23 protein-coding genes are annotated in these 24,492 nt (G+C 46.5%); 20 read left to right on the top strand and 3 right to left on the bottom strand.

Translation table 11 applies throughout. The features are described from left to right. Positions 1 to 198 precede the first annotated feature (198 nt). Positions 199 to 1,869, top strand: coding sequence for an arginine--tRNA ligase (gene argS, locus BUC05_RS07320; RefSeq protein ID WP_073304440.1), 1,671 nt, complete (start codon positions 199 to 201; stop codon positions 1,867 to 1,869). A 2-nt stretch (positions 1,870 to 1,871) separates the two neighbouring features. Then, positions 1,872 to 2,348, top strand: coding sequence for a DUF456 domain-containing protein (locus tag BUC05_RS07325; protein ID WP_011248728.1), 477 nt, complete (start codon positions 1,872 to 1,874; stop codon positions 2,346 to 2,348). A gap of 112 nt (positions 2,349 to 2,460) precedes the next feature. On the opposite strand, the gene cls is transcribed toward BUC05_RS07325, so the two are convergent. Next, a complete protein-coding gene (gene cls / locus BUC05_RS07330; RefSeq protein WP_063609736.1) occupies positions 2,461 to 3,657 on the bottom strand; it encodes a cardiolipin synthase in 1,197 nt (398 codons plus the stop codon). 186 nt (positions 3,658 to 3,843) lie between these two features. Between cls and BUC05_RS07335 the strand changes: the two genes are divergently transcribed. The 7 genes from BUC05_RS07335 (at position 3,844) to BUC05_RS07365 (ending at position 12,432) form a co-directional block, all read left to right on the top strand. Further along, on the top strand, positions 3,844 to 5,925 hold the full coding sequence (locus BUC05_RS07335) for a (Fe-S)-binding protein (protein ID WP_063609737.1): 2,082 nt from the start codon (positions 3,844 to 3,846) through the stop codon (positions 5,923 to 5,925). A gap of 83 nt (positions 5,926 to 6,008) precedes the next feature. Further along, entirely contained in the window at positions 6,009 to 7,193 is a 1,185-nt protein-coding gene (locus BUC05_RS07340; protein ID WP_073304441.1) for an acetyl-CoA C-acetyltransferase, read from the top strand. Beyond that, the gene (locus tag BUC05_RS07345) at positions 7,190 to 8,041 is read left to right on the top strand and encodes a 3-hydroxybutyryl-CoA dehydrogenase (RefSeq protein WP_073304443.1); all 852 of its coding nucleotides are present in this window, start codon (positions 7,190 to 7,192) and stop codon (positions 8,039 to 8,041) included. Before BUC05_RS07340 ends, BUC05_RS07345 begins: the two co-directional genes overlap by 4 nt. Next, positions 8,034 to 9,176 (top strand): acyl-CoA dehydrogenase, encoded by a 1,143-nt coding sequence (locus tag BUC05_RS07350; RefSeq protein ID WP_073304445.1) that lies wholly within the window; start codon positions 8,034 to 8,036, stop codon positions 9,174 to 9,176. Before BUC05_RS07345 ends, BUC05_RS07350 begins: the two co-directional genes overlap by 8 nt. Positions 9,177 to 9,245: 69 nt before the next feature. Further along, positions 9,246 to 9,872, top strand: a complete 627-nt coding sequence (locus BUC05_RS07355) for a TetR/AcrR family transcriptional regulator (protein ID WP_063609741.1) — start codon at positions 9,246 to 9,248, stop codon at positions 9,870 to 9,872. Between the two features lie 242 nt (positions 9,873 to 10,114). Next, on the top strand, positions 10,115 to 10,621 hold the full coding sequence (gene rpoE / locus BUC05_RS07360) for a DNA-directed RNA polymerase subunit delta (protein WP_011248721.1): 507 nt from the start codon (positions 10,115 to 10,117) through the stop codon (positions 10,619 to 10,621). 206 nt (positions 10,622 to 10,827) lie between these two features. Beyond that, entirely contained in the window at positions 10,828 to 12,432 is a 1,605-nt protein-coding gene (locus BUC05_RS07365) for a CTP synthase (RefSeq protein WP_073304447.1), read from the top strand. 113 nt (positions 12,433 to 12,545) lie between these two features. Here BUC05_RS07365 and BUC05_RS07370 read toward each other — a convergent pair whose 3' ends face one another. After that, positions 12,546 to 13,064 (bottom strand): DUF2529 domain-containing protein, encoded by a 519-nt coding sequence (locus tag BUC05_RS07370; RefSeq protein WP_011248719.1) that lies wholly within the window; start codon positions 13,062 to 13,064, stop codon positions 12,546 to 12,548. 159 nt (positions 13,065 to 13,223) lie between these two features. Between BUC05_RS07370 and BUC05_RS07375 the strand changes: the two genes are divergently transcribed. The 9 genes from BUC05_RS07375 (at position 13,224) to BUC05_RS07415 (ending at position 20,861) form a co-directional block, all read left to right on the top strand. Then, positions 13,224 to 13,586, top strand: coding sequence for a response regulator (locus tag BUC05_RS07375; protein WP_011248718.1), 363 nt, complete (start codon positions 13,224 to 13,226; stop codon positions 13,584 to 13,586). Positions 13,587 to 13,820: 234 nt separating this feature from the next. Next, positions 13,821 to 14,684 carry a class II fructose-1,6-bisphosphate aldolase gene (gene fba, locus BUC05_RS07380; protein ID WP_011248717.1) on the top strand — a complete coding sequence of 288 codons (864 nt, stop codon included), beginning with the start codon at positions 13,821 to 13,823 and terminating at the stop codon, positions 14,682 to 14,684. Positions 14,685 to 14,830: 146 nt separating this feature from the next. Then, positions 14,831 to 15,481, top strand: coding sequence for a fructose-6-phosphate aldolase (gene fsa, locus BUC05_RS07385; RefSeq protein WP_011248716.1), 651 nt, complete (start codon positions 14,831 to 14,833; stop codon positions 15,479 to 15,481). Between the two features lie 84 nt (positions 15,482 to 15,565). Continuing rightward, positions 15,566 to 16,852, top strand: coding sequence for a UDP-N-acetylglucosamine 1-carboxyvinyltransferase (locus tag BUC05_RS07390; RefSeq protein ID WP_011248715.1), 1,287 nt, complete (start codon positions 15,566 to 15,568; stop codon positions 16,850 to 16,852). A 32-nt stretch (positions 16,853 to 16,884) separates the two neighbouring features. Next, positions 16,885 to 17,850 carry a class II fructose-bisphosphatase gene (gene glpX, locus BUC05_RS07395; protein ID WP_073304449.1) on the top strand — a complete coding sequence of 322 codons (966 nt, stop codon included), beginning with the start codon at positions 16,885 to 16,887 and terminating at the stop codon, positions 17,848 to 17,850. 220 nt (positions 17,851 to 18,070) lie between these two features. Next, on the top strand, positions 18,071 to 19,339 hold the full coding sequence (rho, locus tag BUC05_RS07400) for a transcription termination factor Rho (protein ID WP_011248713.1): 1,269 nt from the start codon (positions 18,071 to 18,073) through the stop codon (positions 19,337 to 19,339). A gap of 102 nt (positions 19,340 to 19,441) precedes the next feature. Beyond that, the gene (locus tag BUC05_RS07405; protein ID WP_011248712.1) at positions 19,442 to 19,684 is read left to right on the top strand and encodes a type B 50S ribosomal protein L31; all 243 of its coding nucleotides are present in this window, start codon (positions 19,442 to 19,444) and stop codon (positions 19,682 to 19,684) included. Positions 19,685 to 19,744: 60 nt separating this feature from the next. Further along, entirely contained in the window at positions 19,745 to 20,323 is a 579-nt protein-coding gene (locus tag BUC05_RS07410; RefSeq protein ID WP_011248711.1) for a thymidine kinase, read from the top strand. Between the two features lie 115 nt (positions 20,324 to 20,438). Next, on the top strand, positions 20,439 to 20,861 hold the full coding sequence (locus BUC05_RS07415) for a hypothetical protein (protein ID WP_011248710.1): 423 nt from the start codon (positions 20,439 to 20,441) through the stop codon (positions 20,859 to 20,861). 183 nt (positions 20,862 to 21,044) lie between these two features. Here the strand turns inward: BUC05_RS07415 and BUC05_RS07420 are convergent, their stop codons facing one another. Continuing rightward, positions 21,045 to 22,364, bottom strand: coding sequence for an FAD-dependent oxidoreductase (locus tag BUC05_RS07420; RefSeq protein ID WP_073304451.1), 1,320 nt, complete (start codon positions 22,362 to 22,364; stop codon positions 21,045 to 21,047). A gap of 177 nt (positions 22,365 to 22,541) precedes the next feature. On the opposite strand from BUC05_RS07420, the gene prfA reads away from it, so the two are divergent. Together prfA and prmC are read left to right on the top strand one after the other, a co-directional pair. After that, the gene (prfA, locus tag BUC05_RS07425) at positions 22,542 to 23,612 is read left to right on the top strand and encodes a peptide chain release factor 1 (protein ID WP_011248708.1); all 1,071 of its coding nucleotides are present in this window, start codon (positions 22,542 to 22,544) and stop codon (positions 23,610 to 23,612) included. Beyond that, positions 23,612 to 24,478: a peptide chain release factor N(5)-glutamine methyltransferase gene (prmC, locus tag BUC05_RS07430; RefSeq protein ID WP_073304453.1), complete on the top strand. Its 867-nt coding sequence runs from the start codon at positions 23,612 to 23,614 to the stop codon at positions 24,476 to 24,478. Before prfA ends, prmC begins: the two co-directional genes overlap by 1 nt. Positions 24,479 to 24,492 lie beyond the last annotated feature (14 nt).

A 24,492-nucleotide genomic window follows, 5' to 3' on the forward strand; every position in this document is an offset into this window, starting at 1 on the left:
AATACAAGGAATGTGCCAATCATCCTTGTATTTTTTTGCTCTGAAAGGCAGAAGCCCTTGAAGCTCGTTGCCTGATTCGGCTAAACTACGGATAGACAAGTCGGTTTCAGCCATTTTCTAATCCATAGCGACAAACGTGGATGGGGAGCACTTGATGGAATGAATACCAATTAGAGACAAATAAGGAGCCTATGAAGAATGAACCATATGGAACGCAAAAAAGAACAGTTGCGCGTGGAAGTGCGCCGTGCCGTTTTACAGGCGGAACTTGCTACAGAATCAGAAGTGCCGTCTGTCCTTTTGAAAGCGCCAAAGGACAAAGCGCATGGCGACTTTGCCACGAATATCGCCATGCAGCTTGCGCGAATCGCTAAAAAGGCGCCGCGGGCTATTGCAGAAGAGCTAGTGGCCAACTTTGACCGTAAACAGGCAGGCATTGAAAAAATTGAAATCGCTGGCCCTGGCTTTATTAACTTCTTTTTGGATAATGGCTATTTGCGTGAGTTGATCCCGCAAGTCCTCACTGAAAAGGATGACTACGGCAGCAGTGACGTGGGGCAAGGCGAGAAAGTGTTAATTGAATTTGTGTCAGCCAATCCGACAGGAGACTTGCATTTAGGCCACGCCCGTGGGGCTGCAGTCGGCGACACCATCGCCAATATTATGGATAAAGCCGGCTACAAAGTGTCACGGGAGTATTACATTAATGACGCAGGCAACCAAATCGAAAACTTGGCAGCTTCTTTAAATGCCCGCTATTTACAAGCGCTCGGAGAAGACCAACCAATGCCGGAAGACGGTTACCACGGCCAAGACATTATTGATATTGCCAAGCAGCTTGTCGACGAAGCGGGCGATCAATATCGCCAACTCGATGAAAAAGAGCGGTTAGCATTCATGCGCGAATATGGCTTGAAAAAAGAGCTTGAAAAAATTAAACAAGATTTAAACGCATACCGCGTTGAATTCGACAAATGGTTTTCTGAGACGTCTCTTTATGAATCGGGGCAAGTCGAGCGGGGGTTGCAAGTCCTTAAAGATAAAAATGAAACATACGAAAAGGACGGGGCGACATGGCTACGCTCAACTGCTTATGGCGATGACAAAGACCGGGTGCTTGTGAAACAAGACGGCACGTATACGTACTTAACGCCAGACATTTCGTACCATCTTGATAAATTTGACCGTGGGCATGACCGTTTAATTGATGTGCTAGGTGCCGACCATCACGGGTACATTCCAAGAATGCGGGCGGCGATTCAAGCGCTCGGTTATGATCCGGCTCGGTTTAACGTACAAATTATCCAAATGGTAAGCCTGTTCCAAGGCGGCGAAAAAGTCAAAATGAGCAAGCGCACGGGCAAAGCGGTGACGTTGCGTGAATTGATGGAAGAGGTTGGCGTTGATGCGACACGGTATTTCTTTGCGATGCGTAGCCCAGATACTCATCTTGATTTCGATATGGACTTAGCTGTGTCAAAGTCAAATGAAAACCCGGTTTATTACATTCAATACGCACATGCACGGGTATGCAGCATTCTTCGCCAAGGAGAAGAGCTAGGCATCCCTTATAGTGCAAACACGGATTTGTCGCCGATAGCAAGCGAAAAAGAATATGAGTTGCTAAAAGCAATTGGCGAGTTTCCTGGTGCTGTGGCAGAAGCTGCCACAAAGCAAATTCCACAGCGCATTGCTAATTATGCCTATGATTTGGCGCAAGCGCTCCACAGTTTTTATAATGTGACGCGCGTCATTGATACAGAAAACAAGGACTTGTCTGCAGCGCGTTTGGCATTGATGAAAGCGACGCAAATGACTATTAAAAATGCGCTCGCCCTGCTAGGGGTGGAAGCGCCAGAGAAGATGTAGCCATGGATACATTATGGTGGCTGGTGATTGCCGTTTTTTTCATTGCCAGTTTTGTTGGTTTAATCGTACCGATTATTCCCTCTGTCCTCGTGTTATGGGGCGGTTTTCTCGTCTATGTGTTTGCTTTAGAGGGCAGCTTGAGCGTTGTGTTTTGGGTAGGCATGGCAGTGCTTACTGTGTTCTTGCTTGTCGTTGACTTGCTTGCCAACATGGCGTTCGTCAAGCGGACAGGCGGTTCTAAATGGGGGGAACGGGCAGCGTTGGTCGGCGTTATTGTCGGTGCATTTGTTGTTCCGCCGTTCGGTTTGATCATCGTCCCGTTTGTGCTTGTTCTCATAGCCGAACTCTTGCAAAAGCAGCCGTTTGAAAAGGCAGTACGAATCGCGTTCGCCTCTTTTCTCGCTTTTATAAGCGGCACGCTTGCTAAAGCGGTTGTCCAAATTGTAATGATTGCCTGGTTTTTGATTGAAGTACTCTAGCAGCTGGGCCAAAAGAAAGAGTGGCAACCACCTTGTATGGTGGTTGCCACTCTTTTTCGATTATGGTTGGCTCGTTTTATCCTAGGGCGTACGTTACTGTTCAAACGTGCGGTCACAGCAATGGTGAAAGGGGGGCTGCGGTAACTTCTTTCACACGGTCAAGGAGTGGGCGCTTCTGGAGCTGTTCGATTGTCACAGTCATGGAAGCGTGCATATCAGCATGGAGCACAGCGAGAACTGTTTCAATAAATGTCTGGTCATGGGTTAAGCATGACATTTCATCGTTTAGATGAAAACTGCGTTTATCGATATTCGGCGTCCCCACTAAACATGTAGATTGATCGGCTACTACCGCTTTAACATGATAAAATCCTCGATAATAGTGGTAGACAAGCACACCTGCCTGTAGCGCTTCAATTACATAAGGAGTGGCCCCATGCTTAACAAGGGGATGATCTGCTTTTTCAGGGAGGATTAAGGAAACGAAGACGCCTCTTTGCGCCACGTCAATGATGGCATCCATTACGGCTCGTGTCGGGATAAAATAAGGGCTGCCGATGATTAAGCTGTTTTTAGCGCTACGAATAAGCTTAAGCAGTGTTTGTTCAAACTCCGTCCCTTGTGTGCTTATAAACTGCAATGTTTGGCTACCCGCTTGTAAGACTGGGAAAAACGATCTTCGTTCAATATGTTTGCCAGTCGCCGCTTCAAAGTCAGCCAAAAATTGTGTTTGAATGGCACGGCTGCCTTCACCCGTTATACGGACATGAAAATCGCGCCAAAAGCCAAAAAAGGGATTGCGCCCTAAATATTCATCGCCGACGTTATAGCCGCCTAAGTAGCTTGTATGACCGTCGATGATAGCAAGCTTGCGGTGGTTGCGGCGGTTCCAGGAAAAGAAAAACCACGGGCCGCGCACTTTCGCTGCCATTTCCACATCAACGCCGGCAGCCCGTAATTGCTTTTTTGTCCCACGTTGGAGCTTGCAGCCAAATTGGTCAATGAGTAAGCGTACGTCTACCCCTGTTTCTGCTTTAGCGATCAGTTCATCTACCATTCGTTTTCCGATATAATCATCGCGAAAAATATAAAACTGAATATGAATGTGTTTATTTGCCTTGCGGATGTCTTCAAGAAGCCTATCGATAAAGTCTTCACCATTTGTGATCAATTCAATCTTGCTTGCAAGAGGGCCTGTTGAAGTGGCTTGCGATTTTTTCCGAAGTGCTCTGAGGCCCAGTTTGTAATCGAAATAAAGCCAAACGCCAATCACAACCACTAAGGCGAGAATCGTAATGAGGATATTCATAAAAGACCTCCTGGCAACAAGTATTGTCTATAGCTTTTCCTGAATTAGGGTGGTCATGCAAAAGAAAAAAAGTTCATCTGACTGAATGCTCATTCATAAAGATTGTGTTATACTACGCTTAAGAATAGGCGGTAAAGTCGTTTTCCGCACAATAGCTTAAATAGAATATACAAAGGAGGGGTCTTTATGGGCGGTATTAGTACGGGATTGCTTGTAGCAAATTGGATATTGTTCATTTTTGTAACCGGTTACGCCGTTTATTTGTTTGCTTCCCTTGTTGTCACGCGTATTCGTTTTATACAGCTTGGCCAAAAAGCAGAGTTTGATAAAACGATGAAGGAACGGCTTAAGGCCGTTTGGATCAACGCATTTGGGCATAAGAAGCTTATGAAAGACAAAAAAAGCGGCATCATCCATTTCATGTTCTTTTATGGTTTTTTGCTCGTGCAAATCGGAGCGATTGATCTGATTTGGAAAGGGTTAAACCCTGGCAGCCATTTGCCTTTTGGCGCTCTTTACCCGTATTTCACTCTGTTTCAGGAAATCATCGTTGCGATGATTTTAGTAGCGGTTGTTTGGGCTTTTTACAGGCGCTACATGGAAAAGCTCGTCCGTTTAAAACGAGGTTGGAAGGCAGGGCTCGTCCTTATATTTATTGGCGGCTTAATGGTATCAAAGACGCTGGCAAAAGGGTTTGAAATCGTGTGGCACGGAAAAAGCTTGACAGCGTTTGAGCCCCTTGCTTCAGCAGTAGCGTTCTTGGCTAGCTGGCTTCCTACTGGCGCGGCTGCTAGTTTATTTTTCATATGTTGGTGGGCCCATCTGTTGTTTTTATTAAGCTTTCTTGTTTATGTGCCACAATCGAAGCACGCCCATTTAATTGCAGGACCGGCCAATGTCTTTTTAGGGCGCACACACAAAGTCGGGCGCCTTGCGAAAATAGATTTTGAACAGGAGGACGCCGAAGAATTTGGCGTTGGCAAAATTGAAGATTTTAACCAAAAGCAGTTGCTTGATTTGTACGCTTGTGTGGAATGCGGGCGCTGCACCAATATGTGCCCTGCGACAGGCACTGGGAAGATGCTGTCGCCGATGGACTTGTTGTTGCGCATGCGTGACCATTTAACCGAAAAAGGGGCGGCGATCACATCAAGGACGCCGTGGATGCCTGCGTATGCTTTTGCCAATACTCGTGCAAATACGCTGGCAACTGAAAGCGCTCAAGAAGCCGCAGCAGGTTACGATGTGCGTCTAATTGGTGATGTCATTACTGAAGAAGAGATTTGGGCGTGCACGACATGCCGGAATTGTGAAGACCAATGTCCAGTCATGAATGAACACGTTGACAAAATTATCGACTTGCGCCGTTATCTTGTGCTCACAGAAGGAAAAATGGACCCTGAAGCACAGCGAGCGATGCAAAATATTGAACGCCAAGGAAATCCGTGGGGCATTAGTCGAAAAGAACGGGAAAACTGGCGTGATGGCCGTGAGGATATTGAAGTGCCGACCGTAAAGGAATTAAGCAAAAAAGGGGAGACGTTTGAGTATCTGTTCTTTGCTGGTTCAATGGGTGCCTATGACAACCGCAGCCAGAAAATTGCCCAGTCTTTTGCAAAACTTTTAAATGTAGCCGGTGTTTCTTTTGCAATCATTGGCAATAAGGAGAAAAATTCAGGCGATACACCGAGGCGCCTTGGGAACGAGTTTTTGTTCCAAGAACTTGCAAGCGCTAACATTGAACTGTTTAAAAAACATGATGTCAAAAAAATCGTAACGATTGATCCTCACGCATACAATACATTCAAGAATGAATACCCAGAATTCGGCTTGGATGGTGTCGAAATTTATCATCATACCGAACTTCTTGCCAAATTGTTGCAGGAAAATAAATTGACGCCGACGAAAGAAGTGAATGAAACCGTTGTCTTTCACGATTCGTGTTATTTAGGACGTTACAACGATATCTACGATCCGCCACGGGAAATTCTAAAACAAATTCCTGGCGTACGTATTGTTGAAATGGAACGCAACCGTGAGTCAGGCATGTGTTGCGGCGCTGGCGGAGGGATGATGTGGATGGAAGAAGACAAAGGACAACGGGTAAATGTCGCTCGTACAGAGCAAGCGCTTGCTGTTGCTCCGTCTGTCATTGGCAGCGCCTGTCCATATTGTTTGACGATGCTTAGCGACGGCACAAAGTCCCTTGAAAAAGAAGACCAAGTGCTCACACTTGATGTGGCAGAATTATTGGAGCGGGCTATTTAAGGATAAAAACGAACAAGAGGAGCGAAAGCAAATCTTGTTCAAAAATAAAAATGAGCGAGCGTTCGCTCAGGAGGGTGAGCAACATGAAAACAGCTATTGTCAGTGGAGCGAGGACGCCAATTGGAAAAATGGGAGGCGTGCTTTCACCATTAAAAGCCGCCGAACTTGGTGGCATTGTGTTAGAAGAGGCATTGAAACGGGCGCAAGTGAATGCAGAAACAGTCGATGAAGTCATTATGGGGCAAGTGTTGCAAGCAGGGGCTGGCCAGCTTCCATCGAGGCAAGCAGCACATGCGGCCGGCATTCCATGGCGTGCAAAAACCGAAACGATCAACAAAGTATGTGCTTCTGGCATGAGGGCGGTAACCCTTGGCGACTTGTCTATTCGCGCAGGCGAAGCGAGCACAGTTCTCGCTGGTGGAATGGAGTCGATGTCGAATGCTCCTTATTATATGAAGAAAGCACGATTTGGGGCACGAATGGGCGATACGACGTTGCTTGATGGAATGATTTATGATGGGCTGACCTGTTCGTTTAACGATGTGCATATGGGCGTGTATGGGAATAGGACGGCAAACGAACTAAGCATTAGCCGCGAGGAACAGGATCGCTGGGCTGCTAGGAGTCAAGAACGTGCTGTTGCAGCAATTGAAAGCGGTATCATTAATGAAGAGATTGTTTCCGTTTCGGTAAAAGGCAGAAAAGGGGACACCGTTCTCATTAGTCAAGACGAGGCGCCGCGCAAAGGAACGACCGTTGATAGCCTTGCTCAACTTAAGCCGGTTTTTGGGAAAGAGGGAACGATTACGGCAGGCAATGCCCCAGGCGTCAATGACGGTGCCTGTGCATTGCTATTAATGGAAGCTGCACAAGCAGAGAAACAAGGCAAGCCCATTTTGGCAACGATTGAAGCCCATCACCGCCTTGCCGTCGAACCATGGGACTTTCCGAAAACACCAGGCCTTGTTATAAGCGAATTATTGGAGAAAACAAAGTTAACTGTTGCGGATATAAGCCGGTTCGAAATCAATGAGGCGTTTGCAGCAGTGGCTTTAGCAAGCAACCAAATAGCTGGATTAGATGAAGAGAAAGTCAATGTCAACGGAGGCGCGGTTGCTTATGGGCACCCAATTGGCGCAAGTGGCGCTCGAATCTTGCTAACGCTTGCTTATGAATTGAAGCGCAGCGGGGGCGGTTATGGGATAGCTTCGATTTGCAGCGGCGGTGGCCAAGGCGATGCCGTATTGTTACATGTGAAAGGGGAATGAGCATGAAAACGTTGATGGTCATTGGCGCCGGGCAAATGGGAGCGGGTATTGCCGAAGTGTTTGCTGCCAAAGGGTTTAACGTGCTCCTGCATGACCGGGAGCTTGAGCTGGCTGAAAAAGGGAAAGCTGGGATCAAGCAAAGGCTCGAACGTTTAGTAGCAAAGGGATATACCGAAGAGCAAGATGTACAACAGACACTGACGCGAATCAAACCAATGGCCGATATTGCTGCATGTGCCGATGCTGAGTTGGTCATTGAAGCAGCAACGGAAAACATGGAAACGAAAAAACACCTATTTAAACGTGCAGACGCTCATGCCCGAGAAGGGGCAATTCTTGCCAGCAATACTTCTTCATTATCGATCACTGAATTGGCAAGCGTTACGAAAAGACCGGAGCATGTTATTGGTATGCATTTTATGAATCCAGTGCCGCGCATGAGGCTAGTAGAAATTATCCGCGGCTTGCAAACATCAGACGCCGTCTATCAACAAGTGCTGGAGCTGACAGAGGCATTAGAGAAAGTCGCTGTCACGTCGCAAGATTATCCAGGGTTTATTGCAAACCGGATTTTAATGCCGATGATTAACGAAGCGATATACACCCTTTATGAAGGCGTTGCTTCTGCAGAAGACATTGATACCGTGATGAAGCTTGGCATGAACCATCCAATGGGCCCGCTTACACTTGCTGATTTTATTGGCCTTGACACATGTTTGGCGATTATGGAAGTACTCCACCAAGGCTTCGGCGACAGCAAATACCGGCCTTGTCCATTGTTGCGTCAATATGTGCAAGCAGGCTGGCTAGGTAGAAAAACGAAAAGGGGGTTTTTCGTGTATGAATAGCCTTCTATTCTCGGAAGAGCAGCAAATGATGCAGAAAATGGTACGTGAATTCTCCAATGACGTCATTGCCCCCGTTGTCGAAGAAATGGAAGAGTCACAATTGTTTCCACGGGATGTACTCAAGCAAATGGGGGAGCTTGGGCTAATGGGTGTTCCTGTGCCTGAGGAGTTTGGTGGCACGGGGATGGACTTTGTTTCTTATATTATAGCCGTACATGAAGTATCTAAAGTTAGTGCAGCAATTGGCTTAATTATGAGCGTCCACACATCCGTAGGGACGATGCCGATCGTAGCGTATGGGACAGAAACACAAAAAAAGGCATATGTTCCGAAGCTTGCTACAGCAGAAGCGATTGGTGCTTTTTGTTTGACTGAACCAAATGCAGGTAGTGATGCGAGGGCGCTGCAAACTCGTGCAGTCAAAAAAGGCGAAGGATATGTGCTTAATGGTTCGAAAGTATTTATTACAAATGGCGGTGAAGCAGACACATACCTTGTCTTTGCTGTCACCGATGCTGACAAGGGGGCTAAAGGCATTTCTTGTTTTATCGTTGAGGCTGGCACCCCAGGCTTAATTGTCGGCAAAAAAGAACGGAAGCTCGGCTTGGCAGGTTCGACAACGACTGAAATCATTTTTGAAGATTGCGAAGTTCCACAAACGCAAATGCTTGGCGAAGAGGGGCAAGGGCTAAAAATTGCCTTGAGCAACTTAAATGCAGGGCGAATCGGCATTGCCGCCCAAGCGCTTGGCATCGCTGAGGCGGCCCTTGAGGCGGCTTGCACGTATGCCAATGAACGAAAGCAATTTGGCAAAAAGCTCCTTAACCATCAAGGCTTGGCGTTTAAATTGGCGGATATGGCTACAGAAACAGAGGCGGCAAAGCAATTAACCTATGCAGCGGCTCGACTTAAAGAGGCAGGAACGCCATGCGCGAAAGAAGCGTCAATGGCAAAGCTATTTGCTTCGCGGACGGCTATGGATGTAGCGACAAAGTCGGTTCAAGTCTTTGGTGGCTACGGGTATATGAAGGAGTATCCAGTAGAACGTTATTTTCGAGATGCAAAGGCGTGTGAAATTTACGAAGGAACAAGCGAAATCCAGCAAATGGTTATAGCTAGGCAATTCGAAAAGTAGCCTAGTTCTCAGGAAGGGCAGATGGTATGATAGGAGGAAGACGAGTATGCACCGGGGAGTAGGTTAAATATGTCGAAAAAATTTGTGCCATCAATGGTAAAAGACCAGCAGTTAATTAAAAAAAGACGCGAACAAATTATTAAAGGCGCTGTCCGTCTCTTTATCGCAAAAGGGTTTCATCGGACAACGACAAGGGAAATTGCCAAGGAATCGGGCTTTAGCATCGGCACGTTGTATGAATACATTGGAACGAAGGAAGATGTTCTTTACCTTGTGTGTGATGCCATTTATGATGAAGTGACAGAACGTGTCCGCACGCAACTTCATACAACTGGAACGGCGCTAGAACGTTTAATTACGGCAATCCGCGCTTATTTTGCTGTCGTTGATGACATGCAAGAAGAAGTGCTTGTGATGTATCAAGAAACAAAGTCGTTGCCAAAAGAAACATTGCCTTACGTCCTAAAAAAAGAGCTAGAAATGGTTGAAATCATGACGGAGCTCATAGCTGAATGCGTAAGTGAAGGCGAACTTGACATTTCCGAAAATGAAAGCCGCCAACTTTCCCATAACATTTTAGTAATGGGGCAGATGTGGACGTTCAGGCGCTGGGCTGTGCAAAAAAGTCAAACGATCGAAGCCTATACAAATCAGCAAATTAAGCAACTGCTCGGCGCTTATCTCGTTAAGCGGTAGCGCACGACGACGGATGCGAGCGTTTGCCTACAGTCTGATGCCGCCATCATAGACGTGGCGGCTTTTTACTCGTTCATTCGATTCTGCTCGATTTGCTCTATTCTTCTCCTATCCATAAGATTGGCGCTAGCATTAACAGGGAAATATGTTTATAATGGGACGTATGATTTTAACTACGAATGGCTTACAATAAAAGTAGCGTGATTAAATTGGGTAAATGTGGAAAGGACGTGTAGACTTTGGTGGATTTGCAATCCTTGACAAAAGAAGAGTTGAACGAAATGTCAATGGTAGAAGCCGCTTTTATTGTAATGGCAAACAAGCGGCAGCCTTTTAACTTTTATGATCTCCTTGAAGAAGTCGCTAAGCTAAAAGGAATATCAGAAACAGAAATGGATGAGCGGATTTCATTCTTATATACAGATTTAAACCTGGACGGGCGCTTTTTAACGCTTGGCGATAACACGTGGGGTTTGCGCTCTTGGTATCCTCATGAACAAGCGGAAGAGGAAATTACACACTCTGCTAAACCAGCCAAACGTCGCAAATCAGGCGATGACGACGGGGAGGAAGAGTACGACCTTGTCGACGAGCTTGAAGAGGATGAGTTTGAAGACTTGGAAGATGAACTGGACGAGTTGGCTGATGAAGAGGACCAGGATGGCGAACGGGATGACTATGACGAGAAAGATGATGCGCTGCCAGGATTTGACGAGGAAGACGGTCAAACGCTTGATGAGGAAGATTAATAGTAGAACTTGACTTCTTGATCTGTTATCGGTAAAATCATTTTTGGGCTTCACATGAGCGTAGATAATGAACATGAATACAAACAAAAGGGGCGCCCCAGCCATGCTGGGTGAGGTGCCGCTTTTGTTTTTTTTATGATATAGCAAAACGGACAGAAGAGCAGACATCGTAAGCATTTCCTGACAAATTCAAAGGAGGAGTCAATATGGCAGCGAAGTATATATTTGTGACAGGCGGAGTCGTATCATCACTTGGAAAAGGGATTACGGCAGCATCACTTGGCCGGCTTTTGAAAAACCGCGGCTTAAAAGTGACCATCCAGAAATTTGACCCATACATTAACGTCGACCCTGGGACGATGAGCCCTTACCAGCACGGGGAAGTTTTTGTTACTGACGACGGTGCCGAGACGGACCTCGATCTAGGCCATTATGAGCGCTTTATTGATATTAATTTAAGCCAGAATTCAAATATTACAACAGGACGCGTGTATTCGACTGTTTTGAAAAAAGAACGCCGTGGCGATTATCTTGGCGGAACAGTTCAAGTTATTCCCCATGTTACCAATGAAATTAAAGAGCGTGTTTTCCGGGCAGGACGGGAAACAGGGGCGGACGTTGTAATTACGGAAATAGGCGGGACCGTTGGTGATATTGAAAGTCTGCCTTTCTTAGAAGCGATTCGCCAAATTAAAAGCGATGTCGGTATGGAAAATGTCTTGTATTTGCATTGTACGTTGATTCCTTACTTAAAAGCAGCGGGGGAAATGAAGTCAAAACCGACGCAGCACTCGGTTAAAGAGTTACGTTCCCTCGGGATTCAACCGAATGTCATTGTCGTTCGTACAGAACGGAAAGTGCCGCAAGATATGAAGGACAAAATTGCCTTATTTTGCGACATCAAAAAGGAAGCTGTCATCGAAGCATGGGATGCTGACACCCTTTATCAAGTGCCCCTTGATTTGCAAGCGCAAAACCTTGACCAAATTGTTTGCGACCATTTGCAGCTAAACTGCCCTGAAGCAAACATGACGGAGTGGAAAGAACTTGTTAACCGGGTGAGTCATCTTTCTGAAAAAGTACGGATTGCGATTGTCGGAAAATACGTCGAGCTTCAAGATGCCTACTTGTCGGTTGCCGAGGCATTGCGCCATGCAGGTTATCATGTCGATGCCGATATTGACATTGATTGGGTGTATGCAGAGCAAGTAAATGATGAAAATGTCGACGAGCTATTAAACAAAGCAGACGGCATTCTTGTGCCAGGGGGATTCGGTGATCGCGGCATTGAAGGGAAAATTACTGCTATTCGTTATGCCAGGGAAAATAAAGTTCCGTTTCTCGGCATTTGCCTTGGCATGCAGCTTGCTTCTGTGGAGTTTGCGCGTACGGTCCTCGGTTTGAAAGGGGCCAACTCTGCTGAAATAAATCCACAAACGCCTTACCCAATCATCGATTTGTTGCCAGAGCAAAAAGACGTTGAAGACTTGGGCGGCACACTTCGTTTAGGGCTGTACCCTTGCAAACTCCAAGAAGGGACTGCAGCCCGTGCAGCGTATGGCGAAGAAGTCGTTTACGAACGCCACCGCCACCGCTATGAGTTTAACAATGAATATCGGGAACAAATGGAGAAAGCAGGTTTCGTCTTTTCAGGGACAAGCCCTGACGGACGTTTAGTGGAAGTGATCGAGGTGACGGACCATCCGTTCTTTGTGGCGAGCCAATTCCATCCGGAATTTGTTTCCCGCCCAACTCGTCCGCAACCGCTCTTCCGTGAATTTGTTCGTAACGCACTTGCAGCACAAGCTTAGTCATCTCGTTGACCGTTGGTGAGCGAGGAAATGGCTGACATATACGAGAGTGTTTGTCTACAATAGGAGGATTGGCCATGCGGCCAATCCTCTTTTTTTATGGAATGCGCGAGTCAGCAGTATTCTTCAAGAATGTCATGGATAACAAACTTTAGCCCATGGTAGACGTAAAGGCCCGCAATGACCCCTGGATGACCGATACGTTTTCCCGTTTCATCAGGAACGAGCCCCCCTTTAACACCCGTATCAAGAAACAAATGAGGCGGAGCAAGGCTTGCTGTGCTGGAGGCGTGGCGTGAGGAAACGACAACAGCGGCTATTCCAGCTTGTTCGCAGGCTTTGAGAGCTGCTTGCACACCCTTATGGTTGAGGCTTGGCGCAAACAGCAGACACCGATCTTGTCCAGACAGCGTGCCTTCTTTAGGGAAAGGAGCGGCCCCGGGCATCGATTCATATCCTGTAAAAGCAGCCAATTCGATTGCTTCCATTTCCGCAAACCCCTTTATATAAACGTTCCCTTGTGCGATAATGGCTTGTGCAAGCAGGCGCCCGGCGTCTTCAAGGTGCTCCTCTTGCGTTTCATTGATTGATTTGATTAAGCCGAAAAGCTGTGTGGAGAATATTTTCAGCATGAAAGCCTCCTAATTTTAGAGCATACGTTGTTCGTGCTTTTGTTTTCATTTTATTGACCAATTTCGCAGATTGCAAATAAATTAGAGGGAAAAGCGCGAAATAACGCGAATCATTAACAAAAAAGAAGAATTCTCAGAAACCAATGAAGGGGGCATAGTATGAGTCATAAAGTGCTTATAGTTGATGATCAATTCGGGATACGTGTGTTACTGACAGAAGTATTGCAAAAAGATGGATACGAAATGTTTCAAGCTGCGAGCGGGAAAGAAGCGTTGGCGATCCAAGAGGAAGAGGAAATCGACATTGTCTTGTTAGATATGAAAATTCCAGGAATGGACGGTATTGAAATTTTAAAGAAACTAAAAGAAAAGCAACCAGGGATTAAAGTCATTATGATGACAGCATATGGTGAACTAAATTTAGTAAACGAAGCGATGGATCATGGCGCGGTGAGCTACATGGCTAAACCATTTGACATTCAAGAAGTCCGGGCAACGATTCGGGACAATCTTCAAGCCTAGGAACGTTTGTATTGGTATCGCTTACTTTTAAAAACCATTTCTTTCTTAAGTCAATTTTAAAGAACTTATGCTATAATGGAGGCGACCTAAGGATTGCGGCATAGGCGTGGGCTTGATTTTGGCCCGTTTTTATTGGCCAGAATACATAACTTCTTCCGGAAGAGGTTAGCTTAGAAAGAGAATGCTTTATATGATTTGACCACCCCTATGCAGACGAATTTAAGGAGGACAACCATGCCTTTAGTATCTATGAAAGAAATGCTGAACAAAGCAAAAGCAGAAAAGTATGCGGTCGGGCAGTTTAATGTGAACAACCTAGAATTTACGCAAGCGATTTTGCAGGCGGCAGAAGAGGAAAAATCACCAGTCATTCTTGGTGTATCTGAAGGGGCTGCTCGTTACATGGGCGGTTTTAAAACTGTCGTTGGATTGGCGAAGAATTTAATGGAAGAATACAACGTAACCGTGCCTGTTGCTATTCACCTTGACCACGGTTCAAGCTTTGAAAAATGCGTGGAAGCGATTCATGCTGGCTTTACGTCTGTCATGATCGATGGTTCTCATTACCCATTGGAAGAAAATATCGCCCTTACGCAAAAAGTAGTGGACGTTGCCCACGCCCTTGGCGTATCGGTTGAAGCAGAACTTGGCCGAATTGGCGGCCAGGAAGATGACTTGGTTGTCGACGATGCAGAAGCTGCTTATGCCATTCCAGAAGAGTGTAAAGAGCTTGTTGAAGCAACAGGCGTAGATTGCTTCGCGCCTGCACTTGGCTCTGTCCACGGCCCTTACAAAGGCGAACCAAACCTTGGATTTGACCATATGAAGAAAATTGACAGCCTCGTTGGCATTCCTCTTGTCCTTCACGGCGGCACAGGCATTCCAACAAAAGACATTCAAAAGGCGATTGAGTTTGGCCACGCCAAAATCAACGTGAACACGGAAAACCAAATCGCTTCTGCCAACGCAGTCCGGGAAACGCTTGACGCCAAACCGGAACTGTATGATCCGCGTAAATACCTTGGCCCAGCTAGGGACGCCATTAAAGCAACGGTCATTGGCAAGATGAGAGAATTTGGTTCTTCGAACAAAGCGTAAACAATTCGAATAAAAGCAGTCGCAGGGACTGCTTTTATTCTCATTTTTGATTGTAACCGTTTTTTTTTATTATGACCCGGCCAAATCATCCACTACTTAGCACATAAAATGAGTATGATTGCTTTTAATAAGGAGGCTTTACCAAGATGAAATTCTTCGTAGATACAGCAAATATAAATGAAATTAAGGAAGCAAATGAACTTGGTATTTTAGATGGAGTAACGACCAACCCTTCACTTGTCGCAAAGGAAGGCGTTGATTTCCATGAGCGCATTGCCGAAATTGCAAAGCTCGTTCCAGGAAGCGTTAGCGCAGAAGTCATCTCCTTGGATGCGGAAGGCATGATTGAAGAAGGGAAAACGCTTGCCGCCATTTCAGAAAATATTACGGTTAAAGTGCCGATGACAGTGGACGGCTTAAAGGCGGTAAAAGCATTTGCTGAACTAGGCATTAAAACGAATGTAACGTTGATTTTTTCAGTGCCACAAGCTTTGCTTGCAGCCCGTGCTGGCGCTACATACGTTTCGCCATTTTTAGGGCGTTTAGACGACATCGGCCACGATGGGTTGCAGTTAATCTCTGATATTGCTGACATCTTTTCAACTCACGGGCTGCCAACGCAAATTATTGCTGCATCTGTTCGCCACCCTGTCCATGTGAGCGAAGCTGCAAAACGTGGTGCCCATATTGCGACTATTCCATTGAACGTCATTAAACAGTTGACAGGGCATCCCCTTACAGATAAAGGGATTGAAAAGTTTCTTGCGGATTGGAACAAAGAGAATGTCGAAAAATAAGGAAACTCGTACTTTTTTAGCGGACTCTGGCTATACTGGATAAAGATATGCGCGTTTGATCCAGTGAAAAAGGAAGGGATTGCAATGCAAAAGCTTTTGATTGAAGGCGGCCATACATTAGAAGGCACGGTGTCGATCAGCGGTGCTAAAAACAGCGCTGTAGCCCTTATACCTGCGGCGATATTGGCAGACAGCGCGGTTGTCATTGATAACTTACCGGTCATTTCAGATGTAGACTTATTGGCAGAGCTTCTTCGCGAAATTGGCGGGGACGTTGATTTAGGCAATCAAACAATGACCATACATCCAGAAAAGATGGTAGCGATGCCGCTTCCTAATGGCAGAGTAAAAAAGCTGCGAGCTTCGTATTACTTAATGGGTGCGATGCTCGGCAAATTCAAAAAAGCCGTTATTGGCTTACCGGGCGGTTGCAATTTAGGCCCGAGGCCGATTGACCAGCACATTAAAGGATTTGAGGCGCTTGGCGCACAAGTAACGAATGAGCAAGGCGCGATTTATTTGCGTGCTAATGAGCTTCGAGGCGCAAAAATTTATTTGGACGTCGTCAGCGTGGGGGCGACGATTAACATTATGCTTGCCGCCGTTCGGGCGAAGGGCCGAACGATCATTGAAAACGCGGCAAAGGAACCGGAAATTATTGATGTGGCGACGCTGCTTACGAGTATGGGAGCGAAAATAAAAGGGGCAGGGACCAATGTGATTCGAATTGACGGTGTCGATCATTTGCAAGGATGCCGCCACTCGATCATTCCTGACCGGATTGAAGCAGGGACGTACATGATTATGGCGGCGGCCATGGGCCGGCGTGTCCACATTGACAATGTGATCCCGACGCATCTTGAGTCGGTTACGGCTAAATTGCGGGAAATGGGAACGACTGTCGAAGAGTATGATGACCAGTTGATCATTAGCGGTATGGATCCAAAAAAAGGTGTTGATATAAAAACACTTGTATATCCAGGCTTTCCGACTGATTTGCAGCAGCCATTTACAAGCTTGTTAACGAGCGCAGAAGGCACAAGCATTGTAACAGATACCATTTACGACGCCCGTTTTAAGCATGTCGATGAACTAAGACGCATGGGGGCAAGTGTTAAAGTGGAAGGGCGTTCTTCGATTGTGAATGGCAAGTCGTCTTTGCAAGGGGCGAAAGTCAAGGCAAGCGACTTGCGTGCCGGAGCGGCATTAGTCATTGCCGGATTAATGGCTGAAGGCATTACTGAAGTATCAGGACTTGAACATATTGACCGAGGTTATGAACATCTCGAAACGAAGTTGACAAGACTAGGCGCGAAAGTATGGCGGGAAGAGCTGACAGAGGAAGAGCTTGAGCAAGTGAAGCAATCATAACGATTTTTGCTCGAAATGTGGAGGGAGATAGAGTGGAACGTAGTTTATCAATGGAGCTTGTCCGAGTAACTGAAGCAGCAGCGCTAGCTTCTGGGCGTTGGATGGGCCTTGGCAATAAGGAAGAAGCGGACCGTGCGGCTACGGAAGCGATGCGCGATGTGTTTGACACGATCCCGATGAAAGGGACAGTCGTAATTGGGGAAGGGGAAATGGACGAGGCGCCGATGCTTTATATTGGCGAAAAGCTCGGCAATGGCTATGGCCCACGTGTGGACGTGGCCGTCGATCCTTTAGAAGGGACAAACATTGTCGCATACGGGCAATGGAACGCACTGGCTGTTCTTGCAGTTGCTGACCACGGCCATTTGCTTCATGCGCCTGACATGTATATGGACAAGCTTGCAGTAGGACCAGAGGCTGTGGGGAATGTCGATATCGATGCTCCAGTCATCGATAATTTAAAGGCGGTAGCCAAAGCTAAGAACAAAGACGTAGAAGACCTTGTCGTCGTCATTTTAAACCGCAAGCGCCACGAAAAGCTCATTCATGAAGTGCGCGAAGCAGGGGCCCGCATTAAATTGTTGCCTGACGGAGATGTGGCAGCTGCTGTTAATACCGGTTTTGACGATACGGGCGTCGATTTGCTAATGGGTTCTGGCGGCGCCCCTGAAGGTGTCCTTGCAGCGGCAGGGTTGAAATGCCTTGGCGGTGATTTTCAAGGAAGGCTCTTGCCCCAATCGGATGGAGAACTTGAGCGCTGCAAACAAATGGGCATTGAGGATACAAGCAAGCTGTTTCGCATGGAAGACTTGGTGAGCGGCGATGATTGCATATTTGCGGCAACGGGTGTAACAGACGGTGAATTGCTGACAGGTGTACGCTACAAAGGCACAAAAGCGATTACACAGTCGTTAGTCATGCGAGCAAAATCAGGAACTGTACGCTTCGTTGACGGTACTCATAGCATGAAAAAGAAGCCAAAACTCGTCATTCGCTAACAATATAAAAGGGAAGGGCGCGATTCTTCCCTTTTTTGATTGATTATTTTCAGCAACTATGGTTAAAATAGGATTTAGCAAGCCTTTATCCCTTCTTGTTTAAGATGTACTCTCCATAGACCTTCCTTATGTTTATCCAATCGTAGTGGAATTTAAAAACAGCATTATAGGCGGGCGCTTTCTGCCTTATTTTATTTACAAAAAAGTGTGGTGGCCTTATATGAGCTTAAATATTGCTGATTTAGAGAGCATGACATTGAAAGAATTATATGAACACGCAAAAGCGTTTAAAGTCTCTTATTACAGCAAACTAACAAAACGAGAATTAATTTTTGCTATTTTAAAAGGGCAAGCAGAACAAGATGGGCTTTTGTTTATGGAAGGTGTCCTTGAAATTATCCAAAGCGAAGGTTTTGGTTTCTTGCGCCCAATCAATTATTTGCCAAGCACAGAAGACATTTATATTTCTGCTTCGCAAATCCGCCGGTTTGACTTGCGTAATGGCGACAAAGTTTCTGGCAAGGTCAGACCTCCAAAGGACAATGAGCGCTACCATGGCTTGCTCCATGTTGAGGCGGTCAATGGTGAAGCTCCAGAGACATCCCGTGAACGTCCCCATTTCCCTGCGCTGACACCTCTTTATCCTGAACAAAAAATTGATCTTGAGTCAAAGCCGGGACGAATTTCTTCACGCATTATTGATATGGTTTCGCCAGTCGGATTTGGCCAACGTGGCCTCATTGTCGCCCCGCCAAAAGCAGGCAAAACCTCTCTAATGAAAGAAGTCGCAAATAGCATTGCCGAAAAGCATCCCCATGTGGAACTAATTGTATTGCTAATTGATGAGCGCCCTGAAGAAGTAACCGATATGGAACGCTCCATTGATGGTGAAGTGGTCAGTTCGACGTTTGATGAAGTCCCAGAAAACCATATTAAAGTAGCGGAGCTTGTCCTAGAACGGGCAATGCGCTTAGTCGAACATAAAAAAGATGTGGTTATTCTCATGGACTCGATTACTCGGTTGGCACGGGCCTACAACCTTGTCATCCCACCGAGCGGTCGCACACTCTCAGGTGGCATAGACCCTGCCGCGTTTCACCGTCCGAAGCGCTTCTTTGGCGCAGCACGCAATATTGAGGAAGGCGGCAGCCTGACGATACTAGCGACTGCCCTTGTTGAAACGGGTTCACGGATGGACGATGTCATTTATGAAGAATTTAAAGGGACGGGCAATATGGAATTGCATCTTGACCGCCGCCTAGCTGAACGCCGGATCTTCCCGGCTATTGACATCCGCCGTTCAGGAACGCGGAAAGAAGAGCTGTTAATGCCGAAATCGCAGTTGGACAAATTATGGACGATCCGTAAAACAATGAATGAGTCTGCTGATTTTACAGACCAGTTTATCCGCCGCGTTAAAGAAACAAAAACAAATATTGAGTTCTTTGAAGCAATGGAATCGGAAATGGCAGGAAAAAAGCGGAATTGACTTGGACAAACTTTAGGTTGCAAACGGTCTGTTGACTTGATATAATTTCGATTATGTGAGAACTCTGTTTCGAAGAGATTCAGGGCAAAAGGAGATGAAATCATGAAACCAGAAATCCATCCAACTTACCAAAAAGTTGTATTTATGGATACAAGCACGGGCTTTAAATTTTTGACTGGTTCGACTCGCGGTTCTAGCGAAACGATCGAATGGGAAGACGGCAATACGTATCCGTTGATTAAAGTCGAAATTTCTTCTGATTCCCACCCATTCTATACAGGCAAACAAAAACTTGCCGATGCAGGTGGCCGTGTCGATCGCTTCAAAAAGAAATACAATCTTTAATAGGAAAAATGCGTGATCATCAGGCAAGAGTCTCTTGCCTGTTTTTTTATGGAGGGGCTTATGGCACAGCTTTTTTTTAAGTATGGCGCAATGAACAGCGGAAAGTCGATTGAGATTTTAAAAGTGGCCAACAATTACGAGGAACAAAAAAAGCCAGTTTTGATTTTTACATCAGGAATGGATACACGGGATGAAGTCGGTTATGTGTCGAGCCGCGTCGGCCTTCGCCGCCGGGCAGTGCCAATTTTCGATGACACCAATATTTTTGATTATGTTGAAAGCTGCCGACAAAAGCCGTACTGTGTATTAATCGATGAAGTGCAGTTTTTAACAAAAGCGCATGTCCTCCAACTGGCCAATATTGTTGATACTTTAGACATTCCGGTAATGGGATTTGGCTTAAAAAATGATTTTCGCAACGAGTTATTTGAAGGAAGCAAATACATGCTTCTGTACGCAGATAAAATTGAAGAAATGAAAACGATTTGCTGGTTTTGCCATAAAAAAGCAATCATGAATTTGCGTGTGGACGAGCAAGGCAAGCCGATTTATGACGGGGAACAAATTCAAATTGGCGGCAACGAAACGTATTATCCCGTTTGTCGCAAATGCCACCAACACCCGCCTTTAACTGTATGAGATTATGCCCTAGATGAGCAAGATGTAAATCCACCTAAAAATGAATGTCTTTTTGTAGGCGTGGGACCCTAATGATGCACGCTTCTTTTTCGAAGCTGCACAAAGGGGGAGACGGATGAAGTCGGCAACGGCAGGGATTGCAATCGCTCTTTTGCTCGCTGGATGTTCAAACGCCAATTTCAGCTCACAGCACATCCAGCATGACAAACATTACGGACAAGGTGCTTTTGGTCCAGGCCCACTTAATTTTGAGCATATGAAACATGAAACGTATGATCCGCGCCTAACGAATATTGGCACAAGCTATCGAGACGCAAGTGTGCCTCACCGTACGCTTGCCGACGATGCTGCGCAAGTGGAAGGCATTGTCGAAAGTCAAGGATTTCGTTCTGGCGCCGCGATTGTCAACGGCGGTGATGTTTACGTAAAAGCGTACCCGTCACCATCCTGGAGCAAAGAACAAACGAGCAAGAGGATGGAGAAACTCAAACGTGCATTTGAGGCAGAAATCCCTCGCTATCAAGTCCATGTCCGTTAAAGAGGAGCGCAAAGCCATTGGCTTTGCGCTTCAGCCTGTAGACAAACGCTCGCATACTTCGTCGTTTGCCTCACTCATATGCGTTGAAACGGTCGTTTCATGCGCAAGAAAACTCATGCGCAAGAAAACGGCTGCTCATGAACCCCCGTTCTATTCACATCTTCCCTCGGCTGCACATAATTGTTATGGCCGGCGCCTGGCTGTTTGTTGCAACGGGTCCCATACACTGTTAAAAGGAGGGGAATAGCCTAAATCAAGTTCTTCGAGATCTTGCATGGTCATGCCATGGTACAATGCGGTCGCAAGGACATCGCAGCGTTTGTCGACGCCTTTTGTCCCGATGAACTGGCCGCCTAGGACGACGCCCGTTTCTGCATGGAACTGAAGGCGTATATGGATCGTTTCGTTTGTTGGGTAATAGCCAGCAACATGGGGAAGCTTGGCTTGCACGCATTTGTAAGGATAGCCGATTTCCTCGATTTCACGGGAAGACAAACCAGTACGTGCGAGCGCTAAGTCAAAGAACTGGTAAATTTGCGTCCCGACAATTCCCATGAAGACGCGTGTGTTCCCACACATGTTCAGGCCAGCGATCCGCCCTTGCTTATTCGCATGCGTGCCAAGGGGGTAATACATGTCTTTGTTGATTAGACGGTGATACTGCGTTGCGCAATCGCCTGCTGCATAAACGTCAGGCACATTTGTTTCCATATAGCGGTTCACACGAATGGCGCCGTTGTTGTTGAGGTGAATATCGGTATTTCGCAAAAAGTCGGTATTTGGGCGAACGCCGACCGCAACAATGACGATGTCGGTAGGACATTCAGTCAAGTTGGTGCGTATGCCAGTAACGTGGCCGTCTTTGTCGCCGCTAAAGCCAATGATTTCGTGATTTAACTCAAGCTCGATCCCCTCATTAATTGCTTTCTCATGAATATAATCCGCCATTTCCTTATCAAAATTCATCGCCAGCCGCTTGGCCCGTTCCAAAATCCTTACATGGTGGTTCGCTTTAGCGAGATTTTCAGCTACTTCCAGCCCAATCGAACCACCGCCGATGACGGTTACGGTTTTCTTTTCCGTACCGAGGGCAGCAATTATTTTTTTTGCATCTGGAATGGTTTTTAATGTATAAATCCCTTTTAAATCGCCGTTTTCCCAGTCGGGAATGACAGGGCTCGCCCCTGAGGCGATTAACAGTTTGTCGTAAGGAAGGCAAAAGCCATCCCCGGAAACCGTTTTTTGTTTCGTATCAACTGCCTTTACCTCATGGTTAATGCGGGCGTCGATGCCATGCTTGATGCGATAGGTGTCGGCATCCCGGGCGATAAGTTTGCGATCTGATTCAATTTCGCCACCGATCCAGTAGGGCAAGCCACACTGGGCGTACGAATAATGTTCGCCTCTTTCCAATACAGTAATATCGGCTTGTGCATCTTTGCGAACGAGCTGCATGGCTGCGCTCATTCCAGCTGCATCGCCGCCGATGATGATATATTTCACATGAATCCCGCCTTTTCTGTGCTTGGTTTTAATGAAAACGGCCTTTTGAACAAAGTACAAATAGTATTCCCGCAAACCGAATGAACAAACCGCGTTGTCCCTTAGCTAGATTGACCGTTAATGAAGGCGTATACTATAATGGGGAAGGAGTGCCGCAATGAAGAATGAGGTGACGTCGTGTTAGAACGATTGCAAGCAGTAGAAGATCGTTATGAGTACTTAAACGAGCAATTAAGCGATCCCAATGTGATTAGCAATGCAACAAAATTAAGAGAATACTCAAAAGAACAAGCACAAATAGAAGAAACCGTACAAACGTATCGACAATATAAACAAGTCACAGAACAATTGGCAGATGCAAAAGCGATGCTCGAAGAAAAGCTCGATGATGACATGTATCAAATGGTAAAGGAAGAGCTGGATGAGTTGAGCGAGCGAAAGGCCGAATTGGAAGAACGCTTGAAAATTTTATTGTTGCCAAAAGACCCGAATGATGACAAAAACGTAATTGTCGAAATTCGCGGTGCTGCTGGCGGCGACGAGGCACAGCTTTTTGCAGCTGACCTTTACAAAATGTACCACCGCTATGCTGAAATGCAAGGCTGGAAAACAGAAGTCATTGAAGCCCACGCGACTGAGCTTGGCGGCTACAAAGAAATTATCTTTATGGTCAATGGCAGCGGCGCATATTCAAAGCTTAAATACGAAAATGGCGCGCATCGCGTACAACGGGTGCCGCAAACGGAATCAGGCGGCCGCATCCATACATCGACGGCGACGGTGGCCGTGCTTCCAGAAGCAGAAGAAGTGGAAATTGACATTCACGAAAAAGACATCCGCGTGGATACATTTGCATCGAGCGGCCCAGGTGGGCAAAGCGTCAATACGACAATGTCAGCCGTGCGCTTAACCCATTTGCCGACAAATACAGTTGTTTCATGCCAAGACGAAAAATCGCAAATTAAAAACAAAGAAAAAGCGATGAAAGTCCTCCGCGCCCGTATTTTTGATAAAGTTCAGCAAGAAGCGCAAGCAGAATACGCGGAGTCCCGCAAACTTGCCGTCGGTACAGGCGATCGCTCAGAGCGAATCCGTACGTATAATTTTCCCCAAAGCCGTGTAACGGACCACCGCATCGGTTTAACGCTGCAGAAACTTGAGCAAGTTTTGCAAGGCAAGCTTGATGAAATCATTGATGCCCTTGTAGTTGCCGATCAATCAGAAGCAATGAAAAAGGCAGAGGAATAATGGCGATTACGATTCACGAAGCTCTTCGCTGGGCTTCGTCTTTTTTGCAGGAAAACGGAGTTGAACCTACAGCAGGGGAATGGCTATTGCGGCACCATGGGAACATGGAACGGGCCAAACTATTGGCAAGCTTAAGAGACCCCCTCCCAGAACCAGTTTGGCAAGCATTTAAACAAGATGTGGCCGTCATGGCTTCAGGGGTTCCTGTCCAGCACGTACTCGGCTATGAACAATTTTATGGGCGGACGTTTCTCGTTAATGGCGACGTCCTTATTCCTCGCCCAGAAACAGAAGAGCTTGTTGCGCTCGTGCTTAATCAATTAAAGCCTGGCCCTCAAGCCATCCTTGATGTCGGTACGGGCAGTGGGGCGATTGCGCTTACGTTAAAGCTAGAGCGACCCGATTGCTATGTAACCGCGACTGATATTTCCGAGAAAGCGCTAGACGTTGCCCGGGAAAATGCCCAGCGGTTAGGTGCCGACATAACGTTTGCCAAAGGCGATTTACTAGCGCCAGTAGCAGGAGCGGTATTTGATGTCATTGTGTCCAATCCCCCCTATATTCCGTATCGTGATCGGGACAGCCTTGCGGTCCATGTGCGTGAATTCGAACCGGAAATGGCATTGTTTGCTGAAGAAGATGGGCTAATGTTTTATCGGCGGCTGGCGGAAGAAGTGCCCGCTTGCATCCATCCGCGCTCATTGGTCGCAGTCGAAATTGGCGCTGGCCAAGGCGAAGCGGTTCAAGCGTTGTTTGCTGCCGCGTTTCCCTTTGCTGATATAAACATTGTCTATGACATAAATGGGAAAGACCGGATTGTGTTTGTTTCTGGCAATCTGGGACGGCAAGGCCATAATATTGATTAGCGCTCCTTCTGTTT

This window comes from Shouchella rhizosphaerae (genome assembly GCF_900142675.1).
In the GTDB taxonomy this organism is placed as follows: domain Bacteria; phylum Bacillota; class Bacilli; order Bacillales; family Bacillaceae_D; genus Shouchella; species Shouchella rhizosphaerae.